General features: G+C 61.6%; 21 protein-coding genes. 14 read left to right on the top strand and 7 right to left on the bottom strand.

What is annotated here, in order from left to right; genetic code table 11:
* The first annotated feature begins 255 nt into the window (after positions 1 to 255).
* The 4 genes from ilvB to ilvD all read left to right on the top strand — a co-directional run bounded on the left by ilvB (position 256) and on the right by ilvD (position 5,350).
* Positions 256 to 1,920 carry a biosynthetic-type acetolactate synthase large subunit gene (ilvB, locus tag J3349_RS08150; RefSeq protein ID WP_207677057.1) on the top strand — a complete coding sequence of 555 codons (1,665 nt, stop codon included), beginning with the start codon at positions 256 to 258 and terminating at the stop codon, positions 1,918 to 1,920.
* Positions 1,921 to 1,935: 15 nt separating this feature from the next.
* Complete coding sequence (gene ilvN / locus J3349_RS08145) at positions 1,936 to 2,499, top strand: acetolactate synthase small subunit (protein WP_158395128.1); 564 nt, start codon at positions 1,936 to 1,938, stop codon at positions 2,497 to 2,499.
* Positions 2,500 to 2,594: 95 nt separating this feature from the next.
* The gene (gene ilvC, locus J3349_RS08140; protein ID WP_149794455.1) at positions 2,595 to 3,614 is read left to right on the top strand and encodes a ketol-acid reductoisomerase; all 1,020 of its coding nucleotides are present in this window, start codon (positions 2,595 to 2,597) and stop codon (positions 3,612 to 3,614) included.
* Positions 3,615 to 3,691: 77 nt separating this feature from the next.
* Positions 3,692 to 5,350, top strand: a complete 1,659-nt coding sequence (ilvD, locus tag J3349_RS08135; RefSeq protein WP_015565507.1) for a dihydroxy-acid dehydratase — start codon at positions 3,692 to 3,694, stop codon at positions 5,348 to 5,350.
* A gap of 142 nt (positions 5,351 to 5,492) precedes the next feature.
* Here ilvD and J3349_RS08130 read toward each other — a convergent pair whose 3' ends face one another.
* A complete protein-coding gene (locus J3349_RS08130) occupies positions 5,493 to 6,692 on the bottom strand; it encodes a C45 family peptidase (RefSeq protein ID WP_207677056.1) in 1,200 nt (399 codons plus the stop codon).
* A 142-nt stretch (positions 6,693 to 6,834) separates the two neighbouring features.
* Positions 6,835 to 8,052, bottom strand: a complete 1,218-nt coding sequence (locus J3349_RS08125) for an FtsW/RodA/SpoVE family cell cycle protein (protein ID WP_227618846.1) — start codon at positions 8,050 to 8,052, stop codon at positions 6,835 to 6,837.
* A 277-nt stretch (positions 8,053 to 8,329) separates the two neighbouring features.
* On the opposite strand from J3349_RS08125, the gene J3349_RS08120 reads away from it, so the two are divergent.
* The 5 genes from J3349_RS08120 (at position 8,330) to upp (ending at position 12,044) form a co-directional block, all read left to right on the top strand.
* Positions 8,330 to 9,655: a C25 family cysteine peptidase gene (locus tag J3349_RS08120; protein WP_207677055.1), complete on the top strand. Its 1,326-nt coding sequence runs from the start codon at positions 8,330 to 8,332 to the stop codon at positions 9,653 to 9,655.
* Between the two features lie 105 nt (positions 9,656 to 9,760).
* Positions 9,761 to 10,186: a tRNA (adenosine(37)-N6)-threonylcarbamoyltransferase complex ATPase subunit type 1 TsaE gene (gene tsaE / locus J3349_RS08115; protein WP_207677054.1), complete on the top strand. Its 426-nt coding sequence runs from the start codon at positions 9,761 to 9,763 to the stop codon at positions 10,184 to 10,186.
* Complete coding sequence (gene tsaB, locus J3349_RS08110; protein WP_207677053.1) at positions 10,183 to 10,929, top strand: tRNA (adenosine(37)-N6)-threonylcarbamoyltransferase complex dimerization subunit type 1 TsaB; 747 nt, start codon at positions 10,183 to 10,185, stop codon at positions 10,927 to 10,929. Before tsaE ends, tsaB begins: the two co-directional genes overlap by 4 nt.
* Positions 10,926 to 11,372, top strand: a complete 447-nt coding sequence (gene rpiB, locus J3349_RS08105) for a ribose 5-phosphate isomerase B (RefSeq protein ID WP_158395124.1) — start codon at positions 10,926 to 10,928, stop codon at positions 11,370 to 11,372. The genes tsaB and rpiB overlap by 4 nt, the downstream gene beginning before the upstream one ends.
* 45 nt (positions 11,373 to 11,417) lie before the next feature.
* A complete protein-coding gene (gene upp / locus J3349_RS08100) occupies positions 11,418 to 12,044 on the top strand; it encodes a uracil phosphoribosyltransferase (protein WP_207677052.1) in 627 nt (208 codons plus the stop codon).
* 418 nt (positions 12,045 to 12,462) lie between these two features.
* Here upp and coaBC read toward each other — a convergent pair whose 3' ends face one another.
* Entirely contained in the window at positions 12,463 to 13,659 is a 1,197-nt protein-coding gene (coaBC, locus tag J3349_RS08095; protein ID WP_207677051.1) for a bifunctional phosphopantothenoylcysteine decarboxylase/phosphopantothenate--cysteine ligase CoaBC, read from the bottom strand.
* Positions 13,660 to 13,989: 330 nt separating this feature from the next.
* Between coaBC and J3349_RS08090 the strand changes: the two genes are divergently transcribed.
* The 5 genes from J3349_RS08090 (at position 13,990) to J3349_RS08070 (ending at position 19,982) form a co-directional block, all read left to right on the top strand.
* Positions 13,990 to 14,907 (top strand): type III pantothenate kinase, encoded by a 918-nt coding sequence (locus tag J3349_RS08090; RefSeq protein WP_207677050.1) that lies wholly within the window; start codon positions 13,990 to 13,992, stop codon positions 14,905 to 14,907.
* Between the two features lie 20 nt (positions 14,908 to 14,927).
* Complete coding sequence (locus J3349_RS08085; RefSeq protein WP_242699576.1) at positions 14,928 to 15,914, top strand: Gfo/Idh/MocA family oxidoreductase; 987 nt, start codon at positions 14,928 to 14,930, stop codon at positions 15,912 to 15,914.
* Positions 15,915 to 16,055: 141 nt separating this feature from the next.
* Positions 16,056 to 16,655 (top strand): ECF transporter S component, encoded by a 600-nt coding sequence (locus tag J3349_RS08080; RefSeq protein ID WP_158395121.1) that lies wholly within the window; start codon positions 16,056 to 16,058, stop codon positions 16,653 to 16,655.
* 209 nt (positions 16,656 to 16,864) lie between these two features.
* The gene (locus J3349_RS08075) at positions 16,865 to 17,554 is read left to right on the top strand and encodes a methionine synthase (protein ID WP_207677049.1); all 690 of its coding nucleotides are present in this window, start codon (positions 16,865 to 16,867) and stop codon (positions 17,552 to 17,554) included.
* Entirely contained in the window at positions 17,541 to 19,982 is a 2,442-nt protein-coding gene (locus tag J3349_RS08070; RefSeq protein WP_347564989.1) for a homocysteine S-methyltransferase family protein, read from the top strand. The genes J3349_RS08075 and J3349_RS08070 overlap by 14 nt, the downstream gene beginning before the upstream one ends.
* Positions 19,983 to 20,025: 43 nt before the next feature.
* Here J3349_RS08070 and J3349_RS08065 read toward each other — a convergent pair whose 3' ends face one another.
* Genes J3349_RS08065 through J3349_RS08050 form a run of 4 tightly spaced genes read right to left on the bottom strand, consistent with a single transcriptional unit; the run spans position 20,026 to position 23,607 of the window.
* Positions 20,026 to 21,081, bottom strand: a complete 1,056-nt coding sequence (locus J3349_RS08065) for an ATP-binding cassette domain-containing protein (protein WP_207677048.1) — start codon at positions 21,079 to 21,081, stop codon at positions 20,026 to 20,028.
* On the bottom strand, positions 21,078 to 21,749 hold the full coding sequence (modB, locus tag J3349_RS08060) for a molybdate ABC transporter permease subunit (protein ID WP_207677047.1): 672 nt from the start codon (positions 21,747 to 21,749) through the stop codon (positions 21,078 to 21,080). Before modB ends, J3349_RS08065 begins: the two co-directional genes overlap by 4 nt.
* A 12-nt stretch (positions 21,750 to 21,761) precedes the next feature.
* The gene (gene modA / locus J3349_RS08055; protein WP_207677046.1) at positions 21,762 to 22,652 is read right to left on the bottom strand and encodes a molybdate ABC transporter substrate-binding protein; all 891 of its coding nucleotides are present in this window, start codon (positions 22,650 to 22,652) and stop codon (positions 21,762 to 21,764) included.
* A 22-nt stretch (positions 22,653 to 22,674) separates the two neighbouring features.
* A complete protein-coding gene (locus tag J3349_RS08050; protein WP_207677045.1) occupies positions 22,675 to 23,607 on the bottom strand; it encodes an MOSC domain-containing protein in 933 nt (310 codons plus the stop codon).

Here is a 23,607-nt window from a genome sequence, read left to right as displayed (position 1 = left end):
GATATATGGGACGTCTGCTAAGCAGAGCCGGTGGCGGCCGTTAGAGCGCAGGGCTTTGTTGGAAGCCCGTGAGAGGGCGCGGAAAGCGTCAACGAGAGTGGTACCGCAGAGAGTTTTGGATTGATTCCAGGTCTTTGTCTCTTGGATAAGGAGACAGAGACCTTTTGTTTATCAGGTATCAGGTACTGCTTCTGAGAGTGTTTGGGAAAAAGTGTATAAAGTGGAAAATGGAAACGGAAACAGGAGAAACTCACCATGCAGTTGAACGGTTCTCAAATCTTTGTGGAGGTGCTCTGTGAGCAGGGGGTGGACACCCTCTTCGGCTACCCCGGCGGCGCAGTGCTGAACCTCTACGACGAGCTGTACAAAAACGCCGACCGCATCACCCATGTGCTGACCGCCCACGAGCAGGGCGCATCCCACGCGGCGGACGGCTACGCCCGTGCAACGGGCCGCACCGGCGTGGTGCTGGCCACCAGCGGCCCGGGCGCAACGAACCTCGTCACCGGCATCGCCACCGCCTATATGGACTCTGTGCCGATGGTGGCCTTCACCGGCAATGTGGCCACGGAGGGCCTGGGCAAGGACGGCTTCCAGGAAGCCTACATCGAGGGCATCACGATGCCCATCACCAAGCACAACTTCACGGTGCGCCGGGTCGAAGACCTGGCCGACACCATGCGTGCGGCTTTCCGCATCGCCCAGAGCGGCCGCAAAGGCCCGGTGCTGGTGGACATCCCGAAGGATGTCACCGCTGCGGTGTGTGAGTTCACCCCGAAAAAGCCGGAGCCCATCCGCACCGTGACCACCTTCAACGAAGAGCAGGTCAAGTGGGCGGCAGAGATCATCAACGGCGCACAGCGCCCGCTGGTCTACTTCGGCGGCGGCGTCCGCTCGGCGGCCAGCTGCCAGCCCCTGCGTGACCTTCTGAAAAAGGCTGAGATCCCGGCCACCTATACCCTGATGGCCGCAGGCGTCGTGCCTTACGGCGACCCGATGAACATCGGCATGGTGGGTATGCACGGCTGCTACACCTCGAACCGGGCGGTGGCCGACTGCGATGTCCTTATTGCGGTGGGTGCCCGCTTCTCCGACCGCGTGGCCCTGAACCCCAAGACTTTCGCCAAGAATGCGACCATCATCCAGATCGACATCGACGCCAGCGAGCTGGGCAAGAACGTGGATGTTGACCTTGCCATCGTGGGTGACGCCGCCTATGTGTTGAACGCCATGCTCCCGATGATCGAGGACAAGAAGCATCCCGACTGGATAAAGATGATCCACGAGTGGCAGGCACAGGATTACCACCCGGTATCCGACGCCTCCCGCCTGATGCCCCATCAGGTCATCGGCGAGGTCTGCAACCAGTGCGGCCCCGAGGCGGTCTACGTCACCGATGTGGGCCAGCACCAGATGTGGGCGGCACAGTACATCCGCCACGCCAAGAGCCGCGGCTTCATCACCAGCGGCGGCCTCGGCACCATGGGCTTCGGCTACGGCGCAGCCATCGGCGCACAGATGGCGCTGGGCCGCGACCAGCGGGTGGTCATGTTCACCGGCGACGGCTCCTTCCACATGAACCTTAACGAAGCCTGCACTGCTGTCAGCTACGAGCTGCCCATCATCACAGTCATCTTCAACAATCAGGTGCTTGGCATGGTGCGCCAGTGGCAGACCGCTTTCTATGGCAAGCGCTTCTCCCAGACCGACCCCCACCGCAAGACCAACTTCGTCAAGCTGGCCGAGGGCTTCGGCCTCAAGGGCTACCACTGCGAGAACCTGGCCCAGTTCCAGGAGGCATTCGCCGACGCTCTGAAGCAGAAAGGCCCCACCTGGATCGAATGCATGATCGACAAGGACGAAAAGGTCCTGCCCATGATCCCCGGCGGCGGCGACATCAACGACATCATCATGAAATAAGGAGGACACAGCGACATGGAATCCAATCAGCGCAGGGTCATCAGCCTGCTGGTGGACAACCAGAGCGGCGTTCTGGCCCGGGTGTCCAACCTGTTCTGCCGCAGAGGCTTCAATATCGACAGCCTGACCGTTTCAGCCACCAACGACCCCACAGTCAGCCGCATCACCGTTTCTGTCTCGGGTACCGAAAAGGAGCTCCAGCAGCTCATCCTCCAGACCGAGCGTCTGGAAGTCACCCGTCAGGTCTTCGTACTCAACGAGTCCACCGCTCTCGAGCGGGAGCTGCTCCTGCTCAAGGTGATGGCAAATGTTACCAACCGCGCAGAGCTGAGGGAGATCGCCGGTATCTACAAGGCAAAGATCATCGACCTGTCGCCCGACAGCATGGTCTTTGAGCTGACGGGCCGTCCCGAAAAAATCGACGCCTTCTTGAAGCTCATGTCGGACTATCAGATCCTGGAGCAGTGCCGCACCGGCGTCACTGCCCTCGAGCGCGGCGGGATGCATCAGCATATGCAGAAGCCCGCGCAGGAGGTAAGAGAGGCACAGTTCCCGCTGCCCGGCACACGGTGCCGCTAATTTACTTTTCCGCTCCCCAGTGAGCGAAAAATATACGATGCTTATCATTCATCTTATACTGAAATAAGTAAAAAAACAAAAGGAGAACAACTACCATGGCGATCAAGAAATACTACGATTCCGACTGCAACCTCGGCGTGCTGGACGGCAAGACCGTCGCTGTCATCGGCTTCGGCAGCCAGGGCCACGCACATTCCGAGAACCTCGCTGAGAGCGGCGTCAATGTCGTCGTCGGCCTGCGCAAGGGTTCTGCTCACTGGGAAAAGGCTTCTGAGTTCGCTGCAACTCATCCCAACTTCAAGGTCATGGAGGTCGAGGAGGCTGCCAAGGCCGGCGACGTCGTCATGATGCTGGTCCCCGATGAGCTGTGCGCTGACATCTACAACAAGCAGGTCGCTCCCTACATGACCGAGGGCAAGGCTCTGGCTTTCGCACACGGCTTCAACATCCACTTCAAGACCATCACCGCCCCCAAGAATGTTGACGTTATCATGATCGCTCCCAAGGGTCCCGGCCACATCGTCCGCCGTCTGTACACCGAGGGTGAGGGCTGCCCCTCTCTGATCTGTGTCGAGCAGGACTTCACCGGCAAGGCTAAGGACATCGCTCTGGCATACGCTTCCGGCATCGGTGCCGGCCGTGCCGGCATCCTCGAGACCACCTTCAAGGAGGAGACCGAGACCGACCTGTTCGGCGAGCAGGCTGTCCTGTGCGGCGGCGTCTGCGAGCTCATCCACGCTGGTTTCGACACTCTGGTCGAGGCTGGCTACGAGCCCGAGATGGCCTACTTCGAGACTTGCCACGAGATGAAGCTCATCGTTGACCTCATCAACGAGGGCGGCTTCTCCAAGATGCGTTACTCCATCTCCAACACCGCTGAGTACGGCGACTACCGCACCGGCAAGCGTCTCATCACCGCTGAGACCCGCAAGGAGATGAAGAAGGTCCTGACCGAGATCCAGGACGGCACCTTCGCTTCCGAGTTCCTGACCGAGATGAGCCCCAACGGTGGCCGCAAGGTCCACTTCCTCGCTCAGCGCCGCATGGAGGCCGAGCACCCCATTGAGAAGGTGGGCGCAGAGCTGCGCAGCATGATGAGCTGGCTGAAGAAGTAAGAGTCTGATTTTACCAAGGTGCCAGCACCGGTGTTTGAGCCGGGCTGGCACTCTTTTGTCAAAAGAGAGGATAGACTATGAGAAGTGACAATGTGACCAAAGGCTCGGAGCGCGCGCCCAACCGAAGCCTGTTTTACGCCCTGGGCTACACCCCGGAAGAGCTGGACCGCCCCCTCATCGGTGTGGTGAGTGCCTACAGTGAGATTGTCCCCGGCCACATGAATCTGGATAAGATCGCCGACGCCGTCAAGGCAGGCGTCCAGATGGCAGGCGGCACCCCCATCCTCATCCCGGCCATCGGCGTCTGCGACGGCATCGCCATGGGCCATGTGGGCATGAAGTACAGCCTTGCTTCCCGCGAGCTCATCTGCGACAGCGTGGAGACCATGCTGATGGCTCATCAGCTGGACGGTCTGGTGCTGGTGCCTAACTGCGATAAGATCGTTCCCGGCATGGTCATGGCCGCTGTCCGCATGGATGTGCCTGCCGTGGTCTGCTCCGGCGGCCCCATGCTGGCCGGCACCTACGGCGGCGAGGAAGTCAGCCTTTCCAAGATGTTTGAGGCCGTGGGCGCTTATAAGGCCGGTATGATCACCGACGAGCAGCTGGAAGACTGCACCTGCAACTGCTGCCCCAGCTGCGGCAGCTGCTCCGGTATGTACACCGCCAACAGCATGAACTGCCTGTGCGAGGCCATCGGCATCGCACTGCCCGGCAACGGCACCATCCCCGCCGTCTACTCCAAGCGCCTGCTGCTGGCAAAGCACGCCGGTATGGCCGTCATGGATATGGTGAAGAAGGGGATCACCGCCCGCCAGATCATCAACGAGCGCTCCATCCGCAATGCGCTGACCTGCGATATGGCGCTGGGCTGCTCCACCAATACCGTTCTGCACCTGCTGGCCATCGCCTACGAGGCCGGTGTGCCGATTGACCTGAAGCTTTTCAATGAGATAAGCGCCAAGACCCCGAATCTCTGCCATCTGGCCCCCGCAGGCCCCACCCACATGCCCGACCTCTACGCCGCCGGCGGCATCCCCGCCGTGCAGGCAGAGCTGGCCAAGAAGGGCCTGCTGGACCTCGATGTCCCCACCGTCACCGGCAAGACCCTCGGCGAGAACATCAAGGGCGCTCACATCCTGAACGACAAGGCCATCCGTCCTATCGATGATCCCTATTCTCAGACCGGTGGTCTGCAGATTTTGTGGGGCAACATCGCCCCCGATGGCTGCGTCGTCAAGCGCAGCGCCGTGGCCCCCGAGATGCAGGAGCACTCCGGCCCGGCCCGCGTCTTCAACAGCGAGGAAACGGCCATCGCCGCCATCTATGCGGGCAAGATCGTCCCGGGCGACGTGGTGGTCATCCGCTACGAAGGCCCCAAGGGAGGCCCCGGTATGCGTGAGATGCTCAACCCCACCTCCGCTCTGGCCGGCATGAAGCTGGACAAGACCGTGGCCCTCATCACCGATGGCCGCTTCTCCGGCGCTTCCCGCGGCGCTGCCATTGGCCACGTCAGTCCGGAGGCTGCTTCCGGCGGCCCCATTGGCCTTGTTGAGGAAGGCGATACCATCCACATCGACATCCCCAACGCCAGCATCACGCTGGAAGTGCCCGACGAGGTGCTGGCCCAGCGCAAGGCAAAGTATGTCGCTCCCGAGCCCAACATCAAGACCGGCTGGCTGAGCCGCTACGCCCGTATGGTCACCAGCGCAAACCTCGGCGCAGTGCTGAAGTAAAATAATATAAAGAAACAGGAGCTGCATCCTTTCGGGACGCAGCTCCTGTTCTTTTTGGTGAGTCCAAATGGAATCTTTGCATTTCCGCTTTCAGTATATGCGAAATTCAAAAAAGTCAAGCTTACCGCAGGAAAATTACATTTTACGCCCCAAGCTGAAACTCAAATGTATATCCATCCTCGCCGTAGTGCTCATTGCCTACCCAGAGAACAGACCGATCGGTCAAATCGTAGACCACGCTGTGGATGGTGTTGGTGTTGGAGTCGTCGTTGTTCCAGGTGCGGCGGCCCACCGAAGCCAGCAGGTCCATGGCAGCGTTCTTGTCAGCCACGACGCCGTTGGTCTGGCGCAGGGCAGCCGCAAGGTGCTCGTAGCGGTCAAGGCCCTTCATCTCGACGGTAGTGCCGTCGTAGTAGCCGGGCACCTTGATAAAGTTGGTCACCACCTGCCAGTCGGAGGAATCGGAGAGGGCGTCGGTGTCGTTCCAGAGGACGTTCAGCTGACGCTGAGAGCCGTCGGCGTCGTGGTCGGCATCAGCACCTACCCACTCGAGGACGGCGCTGCGGCCGGTGGAGTCGGCCACCATGTAGTGGAAGCAGCTGCTTGCCGAGTCGTGAAGGTCGTACTGTTCAGCCAGCGCCACGGCGTCCTCCACCGAGTCGGCGTAGTCGAGGATGAGCCGGAGCAGGGTGGTGGAGGTGAGGTCGGGCTTGTCGGTCTGGGTGTCGGTGGGGGTGCCTTTGCCCTCGCCCTGATAGGACATGAAGATGCCGCAGGCCACACCGGCGTCATTGACGCCGTCCAGCGGCACATAGGGGGCCGCGAGGGTCAGGATTTTCTGGCCGAGGCTCTCTACGTCCTTGTCCTTGTCGAGGCCGAGGAAGCTCAGGTCGATGGTGGAGTAGGAGGCGTGACGACCCTTACCGGGGTTCGTGTAGACGATGGCGGTGTTGGTGGCCGAGAAGTCATAGTTGCGGCCAAAGACCCGGTCGCCGCTCTGGGTGTCTGCGGTAAAGGCCGAGCAGGCGATGGTGCTGGTCTTGATGTTCATGGGGATGATGCCCTTGGTGATGCTCTGGGTGATGAAGGAGATGAGCTCAGGGTCAGTGGATGCGCCGCCCTGGGCCAGGAAATCGTCGAAATAGTAGCCGCCCGAGACGTTGAGCTGGTAAACTGCACCGTCGCGGTGGGCTTCGTCGCGGTCGGAGAGCTTTTTGAGGGACGAGAGGGTGGCCAGCTCGTTGTGCCAGAGGGCGAACACGGCAACGGCCAGCGCGATGACCAGCGCCGCCAGCACGCAGGCAAGGCGCTTGAGGACTTTGGAGAGAGAATGATGCTTCATGGGACCTCCTGAAAAAGTCAAAAGAATATAGATAAAATACCTGAATATTCTATCACGACTTCTGTCGTGTTACAAGACTTTTGGAGATTTGGCCGGAAAACAAAAACAGGCGCTGAACGACAGCGCCTGTTCTGAGAGAGACTTAACCAAACAGTTTTTTCGTATTGTGCATATACACCGACAGCACCAGCCCCACGCAGATATACAGCATGAGCACCGAGCTGCCGCCCGCCGAGTAGAAGGGCAGGGTGACGCCGATGACCGGCAGGAGGCGGAGGTTCATGCCGACATTGACGAATATCTGGGCCATGAACGCGCCGCCGATGCCGGCGCAGATGAAGGAGCCCAGCATATCCTCGCTGCACGCTCCGGTGGCGAAGGTCTTGATGATGATGGCCAGCAGCACGCCCAGCACCACGCAGCAGCCCACGAAGCCCGCCGCGTTGCCGATCCAGCTGAAGATGAAGTCATTGTGGGCGTTGGGGACGCTGTAGTAGCGGCCACCGAAGAAGCCGTTGCCGAAGATGCCGCCCGAGCCGATGGCGATCTCGCCCCGCTGCTGCTGGTAGATGATGTTCTTCCAGACCGTCTCGCTGGGCGCCCAGCCCGTCTCGTTGTTGGGGTCGATGACCGCAAGGATGCGGTACCACTGGTAGCCCTTGCCGATCTTGTCGCTGAAGAAGGCGAAGGCCGCCGCTGCCGCCGCTGCGAGGGCAGCGAAGGCCCCGATGATATACTTCCAGCTCAGCCCGGCGGCAAAGAGCATACAGCAGCCGATGATGCCGTAGATGATGGCCGTACCGTCATCACCCTGGATGTGGATGATGCCGATCGGCACGAAGAGATGGAGCAGCAGCTTGCCCAGCTCTTTCGGCTCGTTGAGGCGGCTGCGGACATTGTTCAGATGCATGGCGAAGGTGAGGATGAAGCTTATCTTTGCCAGCTCGGTAGGCTGGAAGGTGAAGCCGCCCAGTTTGTACCAGGAATAGTTGTCGGTGTCGCCCGCGTTGTAGCCGATGGTCAGCGGGCCGATGGTCACATTGCGGATGACCAGCGTGGGCAGCACGAGGCCCCATGTGAGCACCACATGGACGGGCCAGACATTGACGAGGCTGCGGTAGTCGATGTTGGACAGAAGGATGGCCACCAGGATGCCGATGGCCGCTGCGCCCGCCTGCACCACGGCCCGGCGGTAGTCGCCGATGCCGGTGAGCTGGCCGGTGAGCTCATCCACGGCAAAGCCGCTGCCCTGCTTCGCCGCCCACGACGACAGCGCCAGTACCGCCATCGCGCTGCTGAACAGGCAGAGCAGCAGGTACATCTTGTCTGTCCGTTTCCAATATCGCTGAATGCTTTCCAAAAAAGCACCACCTTTCTGTATCCTTGGGAAGCCGTTTTCTAAGCATTGCACTCCGCTTACGAAAACAGCTTCCTCGAAACCCCGCCTCACAGCCGGGCATGATCCCCCAATATACCTTATTATACAGCAGGGGAGAGAGGCGCGCAAGATGGCCGGTTGTGACAGCTTTGCAAAATCGGCGAAGAACGCTTGACAAAGGCCGATATGCCCTCTAAAATGAAACGTACCGGGGCGGTAAATGGCCGGTCCCCGGCGTTCTTGGAGGAACAGTTTTTACATGAAGGAACAACGCCATCGAATTTTGTGCGCGGTCTGCGCACTGGTACTGGTGCTGACGGCTGTGCTGGCTCCCGCCGCATGGGCGGCAGACGGAGCGGGCGAGGTGCAGGATACGGCAAAGTCCACCCTCACCACGGACGATGCCGCCGAGATGCAGCAGGCGGACGCCGCTGTGACGGCCCTGACCGGCAGCGACGAATACGAGCAGATGTCCCGGAAAGAACGGCTCACCGCGGCCCTTGCGGAACTGGATGAGCTGGCCCGGAAGGGGCTGGTGCGCCGGGACTCCATCTGCACCGACGAGGAGAACGGGATCGTCAGCTTTACCTACCGCTGCGGCGTGCTGGGCGGCATCCTGCTCACTCTGCCCGACGAGCTGGACGAGATGACCTTTGACGCCGGAGACAACGGCCTGCGCGCCCCGAGGGACATTGCTCCATGCACTCCCCGCACCGCCGAGATGCCCCTGACCGACGATGTCCGGCAGGCTGCGGAGGCCCGGCAGTACCGGGAGAACGCTCTGCCTGAGACGATCGGCCGTGCCGCCATTTATTATGCCTTCGATAATACGGTGAACAGCTCCCGCTTTCCGTATTATTCCTATATGCAGGGCTTCTGGGAAGGCATGGGCCTGCGTACGACGATGAACACCCGGGTGACCCTGTCGGACCTGCGCCGGATGAACAAATACGATTTGTGCATCCTGAGCGCCCACGGTGCCTACTATACCTACAGCTATGGGACGTTCCGGAAGCACACCCGGACCGAGCCCATCATCCTGCTGACAGAAGCGTCCACGCTGTATAAAGACATCATCTACGGCTTTGACCTGCTGGCTCACCGCATCATCAAGCTCAACGGCCTTTACTGCGTCACAGCGGATTTCTTCCGCAATGCGTACCGCTCGGGCCAGCTCAGCAATACCATCATCTACTCCGAGACCTGTGAGTTCCTGGGCGTCACGAACAGCGTGGATGAGTCGATGGCCGAAGCGCTGCTGGCGGGCGGCGCACGGACTGTGCTGGGCTATGTGAACAATGTCTACACGGTCTACTCCCGCAGTATGCTCTGGGATACCGTCAACCATCTTGCGATGGGACAGACCATCGGCAGGGCGCTGGCCCACGCGAAGGATACCTACGGCGAGAACGACATCATCTGGTATACGGAGCAGGGCGGACGCCGCCCCCACGCTGCAGCAGCGTGTCTGGTGCTCTACGGCGACGAGAACGCCCGGCTGAATGTGCCGGAAAACTTCTCGCTCGAGGAACGCGCGGAGGTCGCGGAAGATATGCTGGCCGATGTGCTTGAAAGCGCGGCCTGAGCGTTGCACTTTTGACAGAAATAGTTTATACTAAGGGACGGCAGAACAGGACGGCAGGACTCTGCCGTCCCTTTTTTATAGAAACGCATATGAGGTGGGATACCCATGTCTGAATTTATCACCCACTCCCGCGAGGAGACGGTGGCGCTGGGGGCGCAGGTGGCGCAGCATCTTGCGCCCGGGGCGCTCATCGCCTTTACCGGCGGGCTTGGCGCGGGCAAGACGGCCTTCTGCGAAGGCATTGCCAGGGGCCTTGGCTGCACCGACCCGGTCAGCAGTCCGACGTTTGCCATCGTGAACTATTACCGTGGGCCGCGGCCTTTCGCGCACTTTGATCTGTACCGCATCTCCACGGAGAACGATTTGTGCGCGGCAGGGTTCTACGACTATCTGGATGAGGGCGCTGTGGTGGCGGCAGAGTGGAGCGAGAACTTCGCCGACCTGCTGGCGCTGGAAGACCCCATCCGCATCAACATCGAGAGGGTGGACGACACCACCCGCCGCATCACCATCGAGGGGGTGGAAGTATGAACATCTTAGCCGTGGATACGGCGGGCAAGACCGTGGGCGTGGCCCTTCTGCAGGACGACCGCCTGCTCTACGAGTGCTATCTCGACGCGGGCATGACCCACAGCGAGACCCTAATGCCCCTCATCGACAACTGTCTCAAACTCTGCGGCATGGGCTGCAGGGACATCGACCTCTACGGCGTCAACGCCGGCCCCGGCAGCTTTACCGGCCTGCGCATCGGGCTGGCGGCGGTGAAGGGTCTGGCCTTCCCCCGGGAGACGCTCTGCGCCCCGGTGTCCACGCTGGAAGCGCTGGCGGCGGCCCACACCGGCTGCGGCACCGTGCTCTGCGCGCTGGATGCCCGCCGTGCGCAGGTGTACAGCGCGGCTTTCGACCTTGAGACCCACGAGCGTCTGATGGACGACGATGCCCGTGCTGTGGCCGACCTGGCCGAGTTTGTAGAAAATTGCAAAAAGCCTCTGTTTTTTGTTGGTGATGGCGCGGCTCTGTGCTATAATAAATATGACAATGTCCCGGGCGTGCTCTGTGTACCGCCAGCTCTCCGCAATGGCCGTGCCGCTGCGGTGGCCTATGTGGCAAAGCAGATGGCCCAGCGGGGCGAAGCCGTTCTGCCCGAGGCTCTGCTGCCGGATTATCACCGGCTGAGCCAGGCCGAGCGGGAGCGGGCTGAGCGTCTGGCCGCAGAAGCTGCCCGTACCGAAATACCGGAAGATACTGCAAAGGGAAAGGATCAACACCAATGACGAAACCCATCGCACTTGCCGCCGACCACGGCGGATTTGAACTGAAAGAGGCCGTTAAGGCTCATCTGGACGAGCTGGGGTTGGAGTACATCGACTTCGGCACCCACAGCACCGCCAGCGTGGACTACCCTGACATGGCTCTGCCTGCCTGCGACGCCGTGGTGAGCGGCCAGTGCAGCAAGGCGCTGCTGTTCTGCGGCACCGGTGTGGGCATCAGCATGGCTGCAAACAAGGTCAAGGGCATCCGTGCCTGCTGCTGCTCTGACAGCTTCAGCTGCGAGTATACCCGCCGCCACAACGACGCCAACGCTCTGTGCATGGGCGGCCGCGTCGTCGGCCCCGGCCTCGCCTGCCAGCTGGTGGACATCTTCCTCAACACCGAGTTCGAGGGCGGCCGCCACGAGAAGCGCATCGCAAAGCTGATGGAGATCGAGAATCGGTAAACCTTAGTATTCCAATATCTATTCACAATATAAGGAGAGTGTATTATGACCCCTATGATCGTTGAGCATCCGCTGCTGCAGCACAAACTGAGCATTCTGCGCAACAAGCAGACCGGCACCAAGGAGTTCCGTGACCTCGTGGGCGAGATCGCCACTCTGCTGTGCTATGAGGCTACCCGTGACCTGCCTCTGGAAGAGGTGGAGATCGAGACTCCCATCACCATGGCAAAGACCAGGGTGCTGGCAGGCCGCAAGCTGGCGCTGGTGCCGATCCTCCGCGCCGGCATGGGTATGCTGGATGGTATGCTGACCCTGCTGCCCGCCGCTAAGGTCGGCTTCATCGGCCTGTACCGCGACGAGGAGACCCTGCAGCCCGTGGAGTATTTCTGCAAGCTGCCGAAGGACATCGCTGAGCGCGACGTTCTGGTGCTTGACCCGATGCTGGCTACCGGCGGCAGCGCCATTGACGCCATCACCCAGATCAAGAAGCACGGCGCAAAGCACATCAAGTTCATCGGCCTCATCGCTGCTCCGGAAGGCATCAAGGCCCTGCACGAGGCACATCCCGATGTGGACATCTACCTCGGCGCACAGGATGACCATCTGAACGAGAACGGCTACATCGTCCCCGGCCTGGGTGACGCAGGCGACCGTATCTACGGCACCAAGTAAATCTCTGTATAACGGAAAAGTGCTCTGCCGGCCGGCAGAGCACTTTTTGCGTGGTACAGTAATATTTACAGCATTGTAAATTTTCTGCGAGGCGCTTGACTTTTTTAGAAAACTGCGTATACTTATAAACGAGAAAATCAAATGCTGTTCATTTGGAATCGCAAATAATAAGACCCCTTCTCGGAGGTGCTAGCTCCGGGAAGGGGTCTTATTATTTAGTGCTTACAGTCCTTGTTGAACCATCTGCCAAGCCACTTGTAGATGTAGTTTGCAACCACACCTGCTGCGACAGACAGCATAAATGAGAAAATACTGTTCATTCGGAATCACCTCCCTTCCAAACGGAATGGAGTGGTAAGGACGGCGATTCGATTATATCATATTTTTCGACAGAAGAACAGAACTTCTTTCAGCACGATCACTTACTCTTTCGTGCTAAAATCTCATCCAGAATGGCGTCCGCCACATCATCCTTGCTCATCAGGGGCAGCTCGCGGGCGCCGTCCGGCGTGATGAAGGTGACAACATTGGTATCCACACCAAACCCGGCACCGGCTACCTTCAGATTGTTGGCCACCACCATGTCGAGGTTCTTTTTCTCGAGCTTGGCCGAGGAGTTGGCCAGCATGTCCCGCGTCTCCATCGAGAAGCCGCAGAGGAACTGGCCCTTCTTCTTGGGGCCGATGGTGCCGAGGATGTCGGGCGTCCGCTCCACGGCGATGGAGAGGTCGCCGTCCTTCTTCTTTATCTTGTCGTCGGCCACAGCGGCGGGGCGGTAATCGGCCACGGCAGCGGCCATGACCAGAACGTCCATCTCGTCGAAGCGGCTGGTCACGGCCTCGTACATCTGCTGGGCTGTCGTGATGGGGACATCCTCGGTGAACCGCACCGGCTGCAGGGCCGTCGGGCCGTGGATGAGGGTGACTTCGGCACCGCGCATCGCGGCGGCACGGGCCACGGCATAGCCCATCTTGCCGGTGGAGTGGTTGGTCAGGTAGCGCACAGGGTCCAGCGGCTCCTGAGTGGGGCCGGCCGTGACGGCAATGCGCAGACCGGCGAGGTCCTTCGGCTTTGCGATGGCGCGGAAGATGTAGTCCAGCAGGACATCCTCTTTCGGCAGGCGTCCGCTGCCCACGTCCTTGCAGGCCAGTACGCCGCTCTCGGAGGGGATGACCGTGAAGCCGTACTTTTCCAGTGTGGCGATGTTGTCCTGGGTGATGGGGTTCTCCAGCATCCCGGTGTTCATGGCAGGGGAGACGAGCTTGGGACACTTGGCCGCGAGAACGACGGTGGTAAGCATATCGTCGGCGATGCCGTGAGCCATCTTGGCAATGACGTTGGCGGTGGCCGGGGCCACGAGGATGACGTCGGCCTTCTTTGCCAGCGAGATATGGGTGACTTCGAACTTGAAATCCCGGTCGAAGGTGTCCACCATGCACTTGTGGCCTGTCAGGGTCTCGAACGTGATAGGGGTGATGAACTGGGTGGCGTTTCTGGTCATGATGACCTCCACGTCGGCCCCCAGCTTGCGCAGTGCGCTGGCCACATTGGCCATTTTATAGGCGGCAATGCCGCCGCTGACGCCCAGAAGGACGCATTTTCCCTTCAGATCCATCCAAAATACCTCCTATAAATAGGGATAATATAACTACAGTATAATGCAAAACGGCCCAGAGCACAACAAAATCTTTGATGGGGGTTGTATCTTGGCTCAAAATGCGGTAAAATACAGCTTGACTTATACAAAAAAGCTCTCTGTCAAGCCTGCGGCTCACGGGCAGGCCCGTCTCCATACAACCTCTCAGGCGCTTCGCGCCAGCTCCCCTGGTAGGGGAGCCTCTGGCGAAGAGATGGGGCTTTACGATATGCCAAGGCCTCCCCTCGGTAGGAGAGGCGGCATCGCACAGCGATGACGGAGAGATTCGACCCTGCGAGGAACTGAATTATGATTTTAGCCATTGACATAGGCAACACCACCGTCGCCCTCGGGGGCATCCGGGACGGACGTGTATGCTTTGTGGCCCACATGGACACGGTGCGCACCCGCACAGCGGCGGAGTACCGTGCCGAGATGGAAAAGGTGTTCTCTCATCGGAGACACCCGGAAAAGCCCATCCGCTTCGAGGGCGCTGTCCTTACCAGCGTCGTCCCCCAGATCACGGGGGCGCTGGCCGAGTGCGCCCGCCACTACACCGGCAAAAAGCCGGTCATCGTCTCGCCCGACATCCGCACCGGCCTCACGATGGGGGTGCCTGACCCCCACGCCGTCGGCAAAGACCGCCTTGTGGATGCGGCCTACGCGGCGGCGAATTTCCCCCTGCCGGTGGTCACGGTAGACCTCGGCACCGCCACCACGTTCAACGTGGTAGATGAGAATAAGGTCTTCCGGGGCGGCGTCATCTGCCCCGGACTTTCCACCGGTCTGCGGGCGCTGGGGGAGCGGTGCGCCCAGCTGCCGCAGGTACATCTTTCTTCGCCCAAAAGCGCGATCGGCGTCGATACCGAGAAGTGTATGCTCTCCGGCTCTGTGCTGGGGACGGCTGTCCTGCTGGACGGCATCACTCAGCGCATCGAGGAAGAACTGGGCCGTCCGGCCACGCTGGTGGTCACAGGCGGTTTGGCAAAGTATGTCATCCCGCTCTGCCGTCACCCGCTCACCTATGACCCCGAGCTGTTGCTGAAGGGGCTGGCTCTCCTTTACCAGCTCAATGCGCCGCAGCATGAGCGTCACCACGAGCCGCGCAGCGACGGTGAGCGCCGCCGTCCCCGCCCGGCAGGCAGACGCCCTTACAACAACGGCAGCAGCTCCCGCCGCCGTAATAACCGCCGTCCCCGCCGGGACGATGAGGCCAAAGCGGGCTGAGCCCTGAAAGGAGAGACCTTATGATGAAATTAGGCATTCTCGGCGCAGGCATGATCGTCCGGGAGTTCCTGCCCTGGCTCACCGGGCCGGAAAGCCCCTTCAAGGTCGAGGCTCTTTGCAGCACAGAGCGGAGCGCCGGTGCAGCACAGGCCCTCTGCGACCAGTATGGTGTGCCGCGCCACACCACCAGCTACGACGAACTGCTGAGCTGGGTGGACGTTGTGTATATCGCCGTACCGAATATCCTGCACGTAAAATATACCCGTGCCGCTCTGGAAGCGGGCCGCCACGTCATCGTCGAAAAGCCGATGGCCCCCACGGCGGCGCTGGCCGAAGAGCTGGCCGAGCTGGCCCGGAGCAAAAAGCTCTTCCTCTTCGAGGCTGTCACCACGCAGTATCAGGACAACTACGCCAAGATCCGTGAGGTGCTGCCCAAGGTAGGCGCCGTCACGATGGTGCAGTGTAATTTCAGCCAGTATTCCAGCCGGTATCATGATTTCTGCGCCGGCAAGGTCTGGCCGTCCTTTGACCCGGCCTGCGCCGGCGGCGCGCTGATGGACCTAGGCGTCTACAATGTCAGCTATGTGGTGGGCCTCTTCGGTTCGCCCAACAAGGTCCACTATGCGGCCAATGTCACCCGGGGCATCGACACCAGCGGCGTGCTGACGATGGAGTATCGCAGCTTCAAGGCCGTGAGCATCAATGCCAAGGACAGCAGTTCCCCGGCCCGGTACATCATTCAGGGTACCAAGGGGTATCTGCTCCAGAAATCCACCGCCAACTTCTGCGGCGGCGTCACCTTCCACCCCTATAAGGGCAAGGAAGAGCACTTCAACCTCAGCGCAGGCCGTCCCCGGCAGGCGGCGGAGTTCCACGCCTTTGCCCGTGCCATCGAGAGCGAGGATATGGAGCTTTGCAGCCGGATGCTGGACACCTCGGTGGCCGTCAGCCGTGTGCTGGAAACGGCCCGCCGCGATGCGGGCATCCGCTTCACTACTGATTTATAATGCTATCCCCGGGAGTTCCCTGACAAAACATCCCGTATATTTCAGACTGTATTCTACAAAAGACCCCGCGTATTTCACGGGCAGGTTTGCGCCGTATCCGACAATTTAGGGCGGAACGGCAGCAAGGAGGAAAACTGAATTATGAAAAAGAATGACATTCGCACCCTCACCCGGCTGGCACTGCTGGTCGCCATTGAGCTGGTCATGAAGGCCGTCGGCCTGGGCAGTGTCCCTGTAGGCCCGCTTTACATGAGCTTTTTGACCCTGCCGATCGCCGTGGGTGCCATCACCATGGGTCCCGCCGCAGGCGCTATCCTCGGCGGCGTGTTCGGCGCCGTGAGCTTCTATGACGCTGTCACCGGCGCTTCCGCCATGACTGGTGCGCTGTTCCAGGTCAGCCCCGTCAACACCTTCATCCTCTGTGTGGGTATGCGTGTGCTGATGGGCCTGTGTACCGGCCTTATCTTCAACGCTGTCAAGAATTTCGATAAGCCCGGCACCTGGAGCTACATCGTCAGCGCCATGTGCGCCCCGGCCCTCAACACCCTGTTCTTCATGGGCTACATCGTGCTGGCCTTCTACGGCTGCGATTACGTCCAGAACCTCGTGTCCGTCAAGGGCGCAGCCAACCCCCTGATGTTCGTCGTCCTGCTGGTCGGCGTGCAGGGCGTGGCCGAGTTCCTTGTCTCCGGCATCCTGGGCGGCATCGTCGCCCGCGCTGTCCACAAGTTTTTGAAGTAACAGGCGGTGTCGGTCAGGGACATCCGCTGATAAACCTCTCCGTCACGGCTGACGCCGTGCCACAGCCCCTATCAAGGGGCTGCAAGGGAAGATCATATAATAGGCCCCTCCCCCGGCAAAAATGCTGAGGGAGGGGCTTTTGTGTTGATTTTAGCCTACTGGTGCGGTATACTTATCATACTTTATTCAAAAGAAGGAGGCGGCGGAAAATGCCCATCGGCCCCAGCAGACCCCTGAATTTAGCAAAACCGGAGTCCATCGACATCCGGCAGGCCGCGCGGTATTTCGGCGCGCGGGGCGAGGCTGACAGCGCTACCCTCACCCTTCTGAAAAAGTGCGCTGCGCCCCTTCTCGCCGCCGCCACGCCCCGGGCCGTCTGGCTCGAGGCCGACGTGGAGAGCCTCACGCAGGCCGGTATTTTGAAGGGGGAGGACATCTTCCGGCATCTGGAAGGGTGCAGTGAGGCCGTGCTTCTGGCCGTGACAGTCGGCCCCGGTGTGGACGGACAGATACGCCGGGCCGGTGTGGGCGACATCGCCGCCGGTGTGGCGTCGGACGCCATCGGCTCTGTGCTGGCCGAACAGGCTGCGGACGCCGCCGAGGCCGAGCTGCGGCAGTGGGCCGCAGAGCAGGACAAGTACCTCACGGGCCGTTTCTCGCCGGGCTACGGCGATTGGCCCATCGGGGTGCAGCCGCTGGTGGCGGCGGCACTGGACACTGCCCGCCGGGCCGGGCTCTGCGTGACCGAAAATGACCTGATGACGCCCCGCAAGAGCGTGACCGCTCTGCTGGGCCTGAGCGACCATCCGGTGAAAGGACGCCTTGCCGGGTGCGGACACTGCGTGCTGAACACGCGGTGCGAATATAGAAAGAGGGGCAAGACCTGTGCAAGCGAATGAACTGTTTATCCAGCCGAATACCATCCTCCTCGACGGCGGCATGGGTACTATGCTGCAGGCGGCGGGCCTGAAACTGGGCGCACGGCCTGAGGAACTAAACATCACCGACCCACAGCTCATCGAGAGCATCCACAGCCGGTACGCCGCCGCAGGCAGCCGCATCATCAATGCCAACACCTTCGGCGCGTCGGCCCATAAGCTGGCGGGCAGCGAATACACGCTGGAAGAGATCATTGCGGCGGGCATCGCCAACTGCAAGCGGGCCTGCGCCCCCTACGGCGCACTGGCCGCGCTGGACGTCGGCCCGCTGGGCGAACTGCTGGAGCCCAACGGCACGCTGGCCTTTGAAGACGCCGTGGCCGAGTATGGCCGCATCGTCCGGGCGGGTGTCGCCGCCGGGGCCAATCTCGTCTTCTTTGAGACCTTCACCGACCTGTATGAGCTGAAAGCTGCCCTGCTGGCCGCGAAAGAGAACTGTGACCTGCCCATCCTCGCCAGCATGAGCTTTGAGGCAGGCGGGCGCACCTTCACCGGCTGCACCGTCGAGAGCTTCGCCGTCACGGCCCGGGGCCTCGGGGCCAACGCCGTGGGCATCAACTGCTCCCTCGGCCCGAAAGAAATTTTCCCCATGGCGAAGCGGCTGGCCGAGGCTCTGCCCGGCGATTTCCCGGTCTTTGTCAAGCCGAATGCGGGCCTGCCCCGCGCCGACGGCAGCGGCTACGACATCACGCCCCAGCTCTTTGCCATGGAGATGAAGCCCTACCGCGATTTGAAGCTCTTTGCGGCGGGCGGCTGCTGCGGCACCACCCCCGATTTCATCAAGCTGCTGAACGGCGTCTTCGCCGACTGCAAGCCGGGCCGCCCCGCCCACGCCATGCCCTCGGTGCTCTGCTCGCCGATGGACTTCGTCACCGTGGACGGCATCACCGTGGTGGGCGAGCGCATCAACCCCACCGGCAAAAAGCGGTTCCAGCAGGCCCTGCGCGAGGGCGATATGAACTACATCCTCGAGCAGGCCGTCAGCCAGTCCGAGGCCGGAGCGCAGGTGCTGGACGTCAACGTGGGCGCGCCCGGCGTGGACGAGCCCGCCGTCATGGAGCAGGTGGTGAAGGCTTTACAAAGTGTCGTCAGCCTGCCCTTGCAGCTGGATTCCTCCCACGCAGACGCCCTCGAGCGGGGTCTGCGGGTCTACAACGGCAAGCCCATCGTCAACTCGGTGAACGGCGAGACCGAAGTGCTGGAGCGTGTCCTGCCCCTCTGCAAAAAGTACGGCGCGGCCGTCGTCGGCCTTGCCATCGACGAGCGGGGCATCCAGCCCAGCGCCGACGCCCGGTTTGAGATCGCAAAGCGGGTGGTGGATGCGGCGCTGGCCCACGGCATCCCCCGGGAAGATATTTATATCGACTGCCTGACCCTCACCGCCAGCGCCCAGCAGCAGGACGTTCTGGCCACCGTGGAGGCGCTGGCCCGCTGCAAGACGGAGCTGGGCGTCCGCACCATCCTCGGCGTGTCCAACATCAGCTTCGGCCTGCCCTGCCGCCCCTACCTGAACACCACCTTCCTCACCATGGCCATGTACGCGGGCCTCGACCTCGCCATCATGAATCCTTCCAGCGAAGAGATGATGGCGGCGGTCTACTCCTACAACGTCCTCACCAACCGCGATAAGCAGAGCATGGCCTACATCGCCCGCTATGCCGATAAAGTCCCTGCCAGCGCCGCGTTGAAGCAGGCCCAGACGGCCCAGGCGTCTCAGACGTCAAACACCCCGGCGGAGGCGGATGCAGCTCACAGCGGCCCTTTTGCTGCGCTGATGCAGGCGGTGGAAAAGGGCCTCAAGGGTGAAGCCGCCGCCCGCACCCACACCCTGCTGGACGAAAACGAGCCCCTGACGCTGGTAGACGAGGCCCTCATCCCGGCGCTGGATGTCGTGGGTGAAAAGTACGAGAAAGGCAAGCTCTTCCTGCCCCAGCTGTTACAGGCCGCCAGCGCCGCACAGGCCGCCTTTGAAGAGATAAAGACTGCCATCGCCAAGCGGGGCGGGGCCGGGGCCAGCAAGGGCCGCATCGTCCTCGCGACCGTCAAGGGCGATGTCCACGACATCGGCAAGAACATCGTCCGCGTCATCCTCGAGAACTACGGCTTCGAGGTCATCGACCTTGGCCGCGATGTGCCGGTGGAGATGGTGGTGGACACTGTCCGGGAGAAGGATGTCCACCTCGTGGGGCTCTCGGCCCTGATGACCACCACCCTCAAGAGCATGGAGGAGACTATCGCGGCCCTCCATGCGGCAAAGCTCGACTGCAAGGTGATGGTGGGCGGCGCTGTCCTGACGCCCGAGTACGCCGAGAAGATCGGCGCGGACTGGTACGCCAAGGATGCCAAGCAGAGTGCCGATATTGCCAAGAAATTCTTCGGCGAGTCATAAAAACAGAGCAAGAGCCGGTGCATCTGCACGGCTCTTTTGGCGTTTACTTATGATCCACCAGCGCCATGATGCGCTCCGGCAGGGCGGAGAGGCAGGCCGGGGCGTCGGGCTCGGCCACGGAGAGGGTCGTCTTGCTCACCTTCCACCACAGACGGGTGGTGCCGTCCGGCAGCTGGAAGATGAGGTTCCAGTCGAAGGGATTTTCGCTGGCCGAGAGCAGCTCCACCGGCAGGGCATTCTCTGCGCCCGGGGCGCAGGGGGCGAAGTCGTGGGCGCGGATGCCCACGGCGGTGCAGCCCTTCGGCACCTCAGCGGCGAGGTGCAGCAGACTCTCAGAGCCTGCGAGGCGGACGCTGTGGGCGTCCACCCGGGTGCAGGGCAGGATGTTCTTGCAGCCGGTCAGCCGGGCCGCAGCGGTGCTGCCCGGGTCGGCAAAGACCTCTTTCGTGGTGCCGGTGCGGAGCACCTGCCCGCCGTCCATGACGATCATGTCCCGGCACAGGCGGTAAGCTTCGTCCCGGTTGTGGGTGACAAGCAGGGCTGTGCCGGCGAAACCCGCCAGCAGGCTGCCCACTTCGCCCTCCACCTCCTCGCGGAGGTAGCTGTCCAGTGCGCTGAACGGCTCATCCAGCATCAAAATCTTCGGCTTGCCCACCAGAATACGGGCCAGCGCGGTGCGCTGCTGCTGTCCGCCGGAAAGCTCTGCCGGGCGGCGGCTGGCCAGTTCTTCCAGCCGCAAGGCCCGCAGCATCCCGGCGCAGCGGGCCTTGCGGGCGGCTTTGTCCCTTTCGGCTTTCAGGCCGCAGAGGATGTTCTGCTCCACGGTCATATTCGGGAAGAGGGCGTAGTTCTGGAAGAGCAGGCCCACGCCCCGCTGCTGGGGCGGCAGGTCGATGTGCTGCTCGCTGTCGAACAGCACCCGCCCGTCCAGCACGATGCGGCCCTTGTCGGGCTTCACGATGCCCGCGATGCAGCGCAGTGTCATGCTTTTGCCGCAGCCCGACGCGCCCAGAATGGCCGTGGCAGTGTTCCCGGCGGTGAAGTCGGAGCGGAGGGTGAAGCCGTTCAGCTTTTTCTCGATATGTACTTCCAGGCTCATGCGCGGCCACCTGCTTTCTGCTTTTTCTCCAAGAGGTTCACAGCCAGCAGCACCACAGCAGAGATGACGATGTCCACCAGCACCCACCGCATGGCACCGGCCTCATCGTTGGTGCGCCAGAGCTGGTAGACGGTGGTGGCGATGGTGGCCGTCTTGCCCGGGGTGTAGCCCGCTATCATGCTGGTAGCACCGTACTCGCCCAAGGCCCGGGCAAAGACCAGCACCGTACCGGCCAGAATGCCCTGACGGCAGCAGGGCATCCGCACCCGCCAGAATATCCACGCATTGGACTGTCCCAGTGTCTGGGCCGACCACGCCAGCGTCTCGTCAAAGCTCTCGAAGGCGCCCCGGGCCGTTCGGTACATCAGCGGGAAGGCCACTACGATGGACGCAAAGATGGCGCTGTACCAGTTCATGACCAGCTTGACGCCGAAATGCCCCATGAAGAAGATGCCCAGCGGTCGCTTTGCGCCGAAGAGCAGCAGCAGAAAATAGCCCACCACCGTGGGCGGCAGCACCATGGGCAGGGTGAGCACTACGTCCAGCACGCCCTTGACGGTGCGGGGCAGCTTTGCGATATAATAAGCGGCAAAAATGCCGAGGAAGAACACTGCTGCGCAGCTGATGAGCGCGATGCGCAGGCTGTTCCATAAGGGATACCAATCCATGATTTTAACCTTTTACATCGCCGTGAAGCCCACGCCCTCGAACACGGTGGCGGCACGGTCAGTCTGCAGATAGGCCAGGAACTCCTTGGCGGCCTCGGCGTTGGGGGCAGCCTTCAGCACAGCGGCGGGGTAGATGACCTGACCGCACATCTCGGCGGTGGCCTCGTCCACGGGGGTCAGACCGGCGCTGTAAGCGTCGGTGCAGTAGACGACACCGGCGTCCACACTGCCCTCGCTGATCTGGGTGGTGACTTCCTTGACGTTGGAGCCGTAGGTGATGACACCGGCAGCAGCCAGAGCCTCTTCGTCGAGGTCATAGTAGGCCAGGATCTTCTGGGTGTACTGGCCCACAGGCACATCGCTGTTGCCCATGCAGAACAGAATGTCCTGAGCCTTCAGGTGCTCGGCCAGAGCATCAAAGCTGTCGATGCCCTTGTCGCTGCCCTCGGGCACACAGAGGACGACCTTGTTTTCCAGCAGGTCCACGCGGGTGGAGGGGTCCACGAAGTCCAGACCGTCGGTGTTTACGTCGGCAGAAGCGGTGATGTCCAGCTGGTTCATCTGCTTCTGACCGGCAGAGATGAAGAGGTCGCAGTCAGCGCCCTCCTGGATCTGGGTCTTGAGAGTACCGGAGGAATCAAAGTTGAAGCGGAAGGTGACGCCCGGGTTCTCGGCAGAGTAGTCTTGGGCGATGGCGTTCAGGGTCTCGGTCAGGGATGCAGCGGCGAAGACGATGAGCTCGACGCTCTCGCCGACAGCCTCGGAAGAAGCGGCCTCAGAGGAAGCAGCTGCGGAAGAGGCAGTGCTGGAAGCAGAGCCGCCGCAGGCGGTCAGAACAGCGGCAGCACCGGCGGCACCGGCCACAGCCAGAAAGTTACGGCGGGAAATGAAATTGGTTTTCATGAATTTTCTCCTTCTATCAATGTTATTTGCGGGCGCACTCGCCGTCCAGACCGGCGGCGATGCGGACGCCGTGCTCGAGGCTGGGCAGGATGTACTCGAGGTTCTCCTTCACGGCTTTCGGGCTGCCCGGCAGGTTGACGATGAGCGTCTTGCCGCGCAATACACTGGCGGCGCGGCTCAGCATCCCGCGGGGGGTGATGGAAAGGCTGTGGTACCGCATGGCCTCGGCGATGCCGGGGGCGTTGCGGTCGGCCACGGCATAGGTGGCCTCGGGGGTAATATCCCGGGGCGAGAAGCCGGTGCCGCCGGTGGTCAGGATAAGATTCACCTGACGGCCATCGGCCAGACGGATGAGCTGTGCTTTCAGCGCCTTGGCCTCGTCGGGCAGGAGCATCGTCTCTTCCACCACATAGCCTGCGGCGGTGAGCATCTCCACGATGAGGGGGCCGCTCTTATCCTCCCGCTCGCCCCGGCTGCCCTTGTCCGAAAGGGTGATGACCGCAGCGCGCAGCGGCGGATTTTCCGGCGGGGGCAGAAGGGTCACTTCGTCGCCCACGTGTATCTCGCCGCCCTTCAGCACCCGGGCAAACACGCCCTCCCGGGGCATGATGCACTCGCCGGTCTGCTGCTTGATGACGCAGTCGTTGTGGCACTCCTTGCCGATCTGGGTCATCTCCAGCACCACGTCGCCGATAGCGAAGCGGCTGGTGACGGGCAGGTTGCGGAAGTCGAAGCCCTCGATGACGAGGTTTTCGCCAAAGGCACCATAGTCCACCCAGATCTTCTTGCGGAACGCCTCGATTTTTTCGGCGCTGAGCAGGCTCACCTGCCGGTGCCAGTTTCCGCCGTGGGCGTCGCTCACGATGCCCCATTCCGGGGTCAGGACAGCACTTGGCACCTCGGTCTTGACGGTGCCGCGCTTGGGGCTGGTGCAAATCGCCAGAATTTTTCCCAT

The sequence above is a fragment of the Faecalibacterium sp. Marseille-P9590 genome, from assembly GCF_017377665.1.
In the GTDB taxonomy this organism is placed as follows: domain Bacteria; phylum Bacillota; class Clostridia; order Oscillospirales; family Ruminococcaceae; genus Faecalibacterium.
The sequence above is the reverse complement of the archived record's forward strand: the minus strand, read 5'-3'. Positions and strand labels throughout refer to the sequence as shown.

Excerpts from the sequence above, each read along its gene's own strand:
- upp (WP_207677052.1), top strand. The coding sequence starts at position 11,418 with ATGACCCCTATGATCGTTGAGCATCCGCTGCTGCAGCACAAACTGAGC.
- rpiB (WP_158395124.1), top strand. The coding sequence starts at position 10,926 with ATGACGAAACCCATCGCACTTGCCGCCGACCACGGCGGATTTGAACTG.
- modB (WP_207677047.1), bottom strand. The coding sequence starts at position 21,749 with ATGGATTGGTATCCCTTATGGAACAGCCTGCGCATCGCGCTCATCAGC.
- ilvC (WP_149794455.1), top strand. The coding sequence starts at position 2,595 with ATGGCGATCAAGAAATACTACGATTCCGACTGCAACCTCGGCGTGCTG.
- tsaE (WP_207677054.1), top strand. The coding sequence starts at position 9,761 with ATGTCTGAATTTATCACCCACTCCCGCGAGGAGACGGTGGCGCTGGGG.
- J3349_RS08050 (WP_207677045.1), bottom strand. The coding sequence starts at position 23,607 with ATGGGAAAAATTCTGGCGATTTGCACCAGCCCCAAGCGCGGCACCGTC.
- coaBC (WP_207677051.1), bottom strand. The coding sequence starts at position 13,659 with ATGGATCTGAAGGGAAAATGCGTCCTTCTGGGCGTCAGCGGCGGCATT.
- modA (WP_207677046.1), bottom strand. The coding sequence starts at position 22,652 with ATGAAAACCAATTTCATTTCCCGCCGTAACTTTCTGGCTGTGGCCGGT.
- tsaB (WP_207677053.1), top strand. The coding sequence starts at position 10,183 with ATGAACATCTTAGCCGTGGATACGGCGGGCAAGACCGTGGGCGTGGCC.
- J3349_RS08130 (WP_207677056.1), bottom strand. The coding sequence starts at position 6,692 with ATGAAGCATCATTCTCTCTCCAAAGTCCTCAAGCGCCTTGCCTGCGTG.
- ilvB (WP_207677057.1), top strand. The coding sequence starts at position 256 with ATGCAGTTGAACGGTTCTCAAATCTTTGTGGAGGTGCTCTGTGAGCAG.
- J3349_RS08085 (WP_242699576.1), top strand. The coding sequence starts at position 14,928 with ATGATGAAATTAGGCATTCTCGGCGCAGGCATGATCGTCCGGGAGTTC.
- J3349_RS08080 (WP_158395121.1), top strand. The coding sequence starts at position 16,056 with ATGAAAAAGAATGACATTCGCACCCTCACCCGGCTGGCACTGCTGGTC.
- J3349_RS08075 (WP_207677049.1), top strand. The coding sequence starts at position 16,865 with ATGCCCATCGGCCCCAGCAGACCCCTGAATTTAGCAAAACCGGAGTCC.
- J3349_RS08090 (WP_207677050.1), top strand. The coding sequence starts at position 13,990 with ATGATTTTAGCCATTGACATAGGCAACACCACCGTCGCCCTCGGGGGC.
- ilvD (WP_015565507.1), top strand. The coding sequence starts at position 3,692 with ATGAGAAGTGACAATGTGACCAAAGGCTCGGAGCGCGCGCCCAACCGA.
- J3349_RS08120 (WP_207677055.1), top strand. The coding sequence starts at position 8,330 with ATGAAGGAACAACGCCATCGAATTTTGTGCGCGGTCTGCGCACTGGTA.
- ilvN (WP_158395128.1), top strand. The coding sequence starts at position 1,936 with ATGGAATCCAATCAGCGCAGGGTCATCAGCCTGCTGGTGGACAACCAG.
- J3349_RS08065 (WP_207677048.1), bottom strand. The coding sequence starts at position 21,081 with ATGAGCCTGGAAGTACATATCGAGAAAAAGCTGAACGGCTTCACCCTC.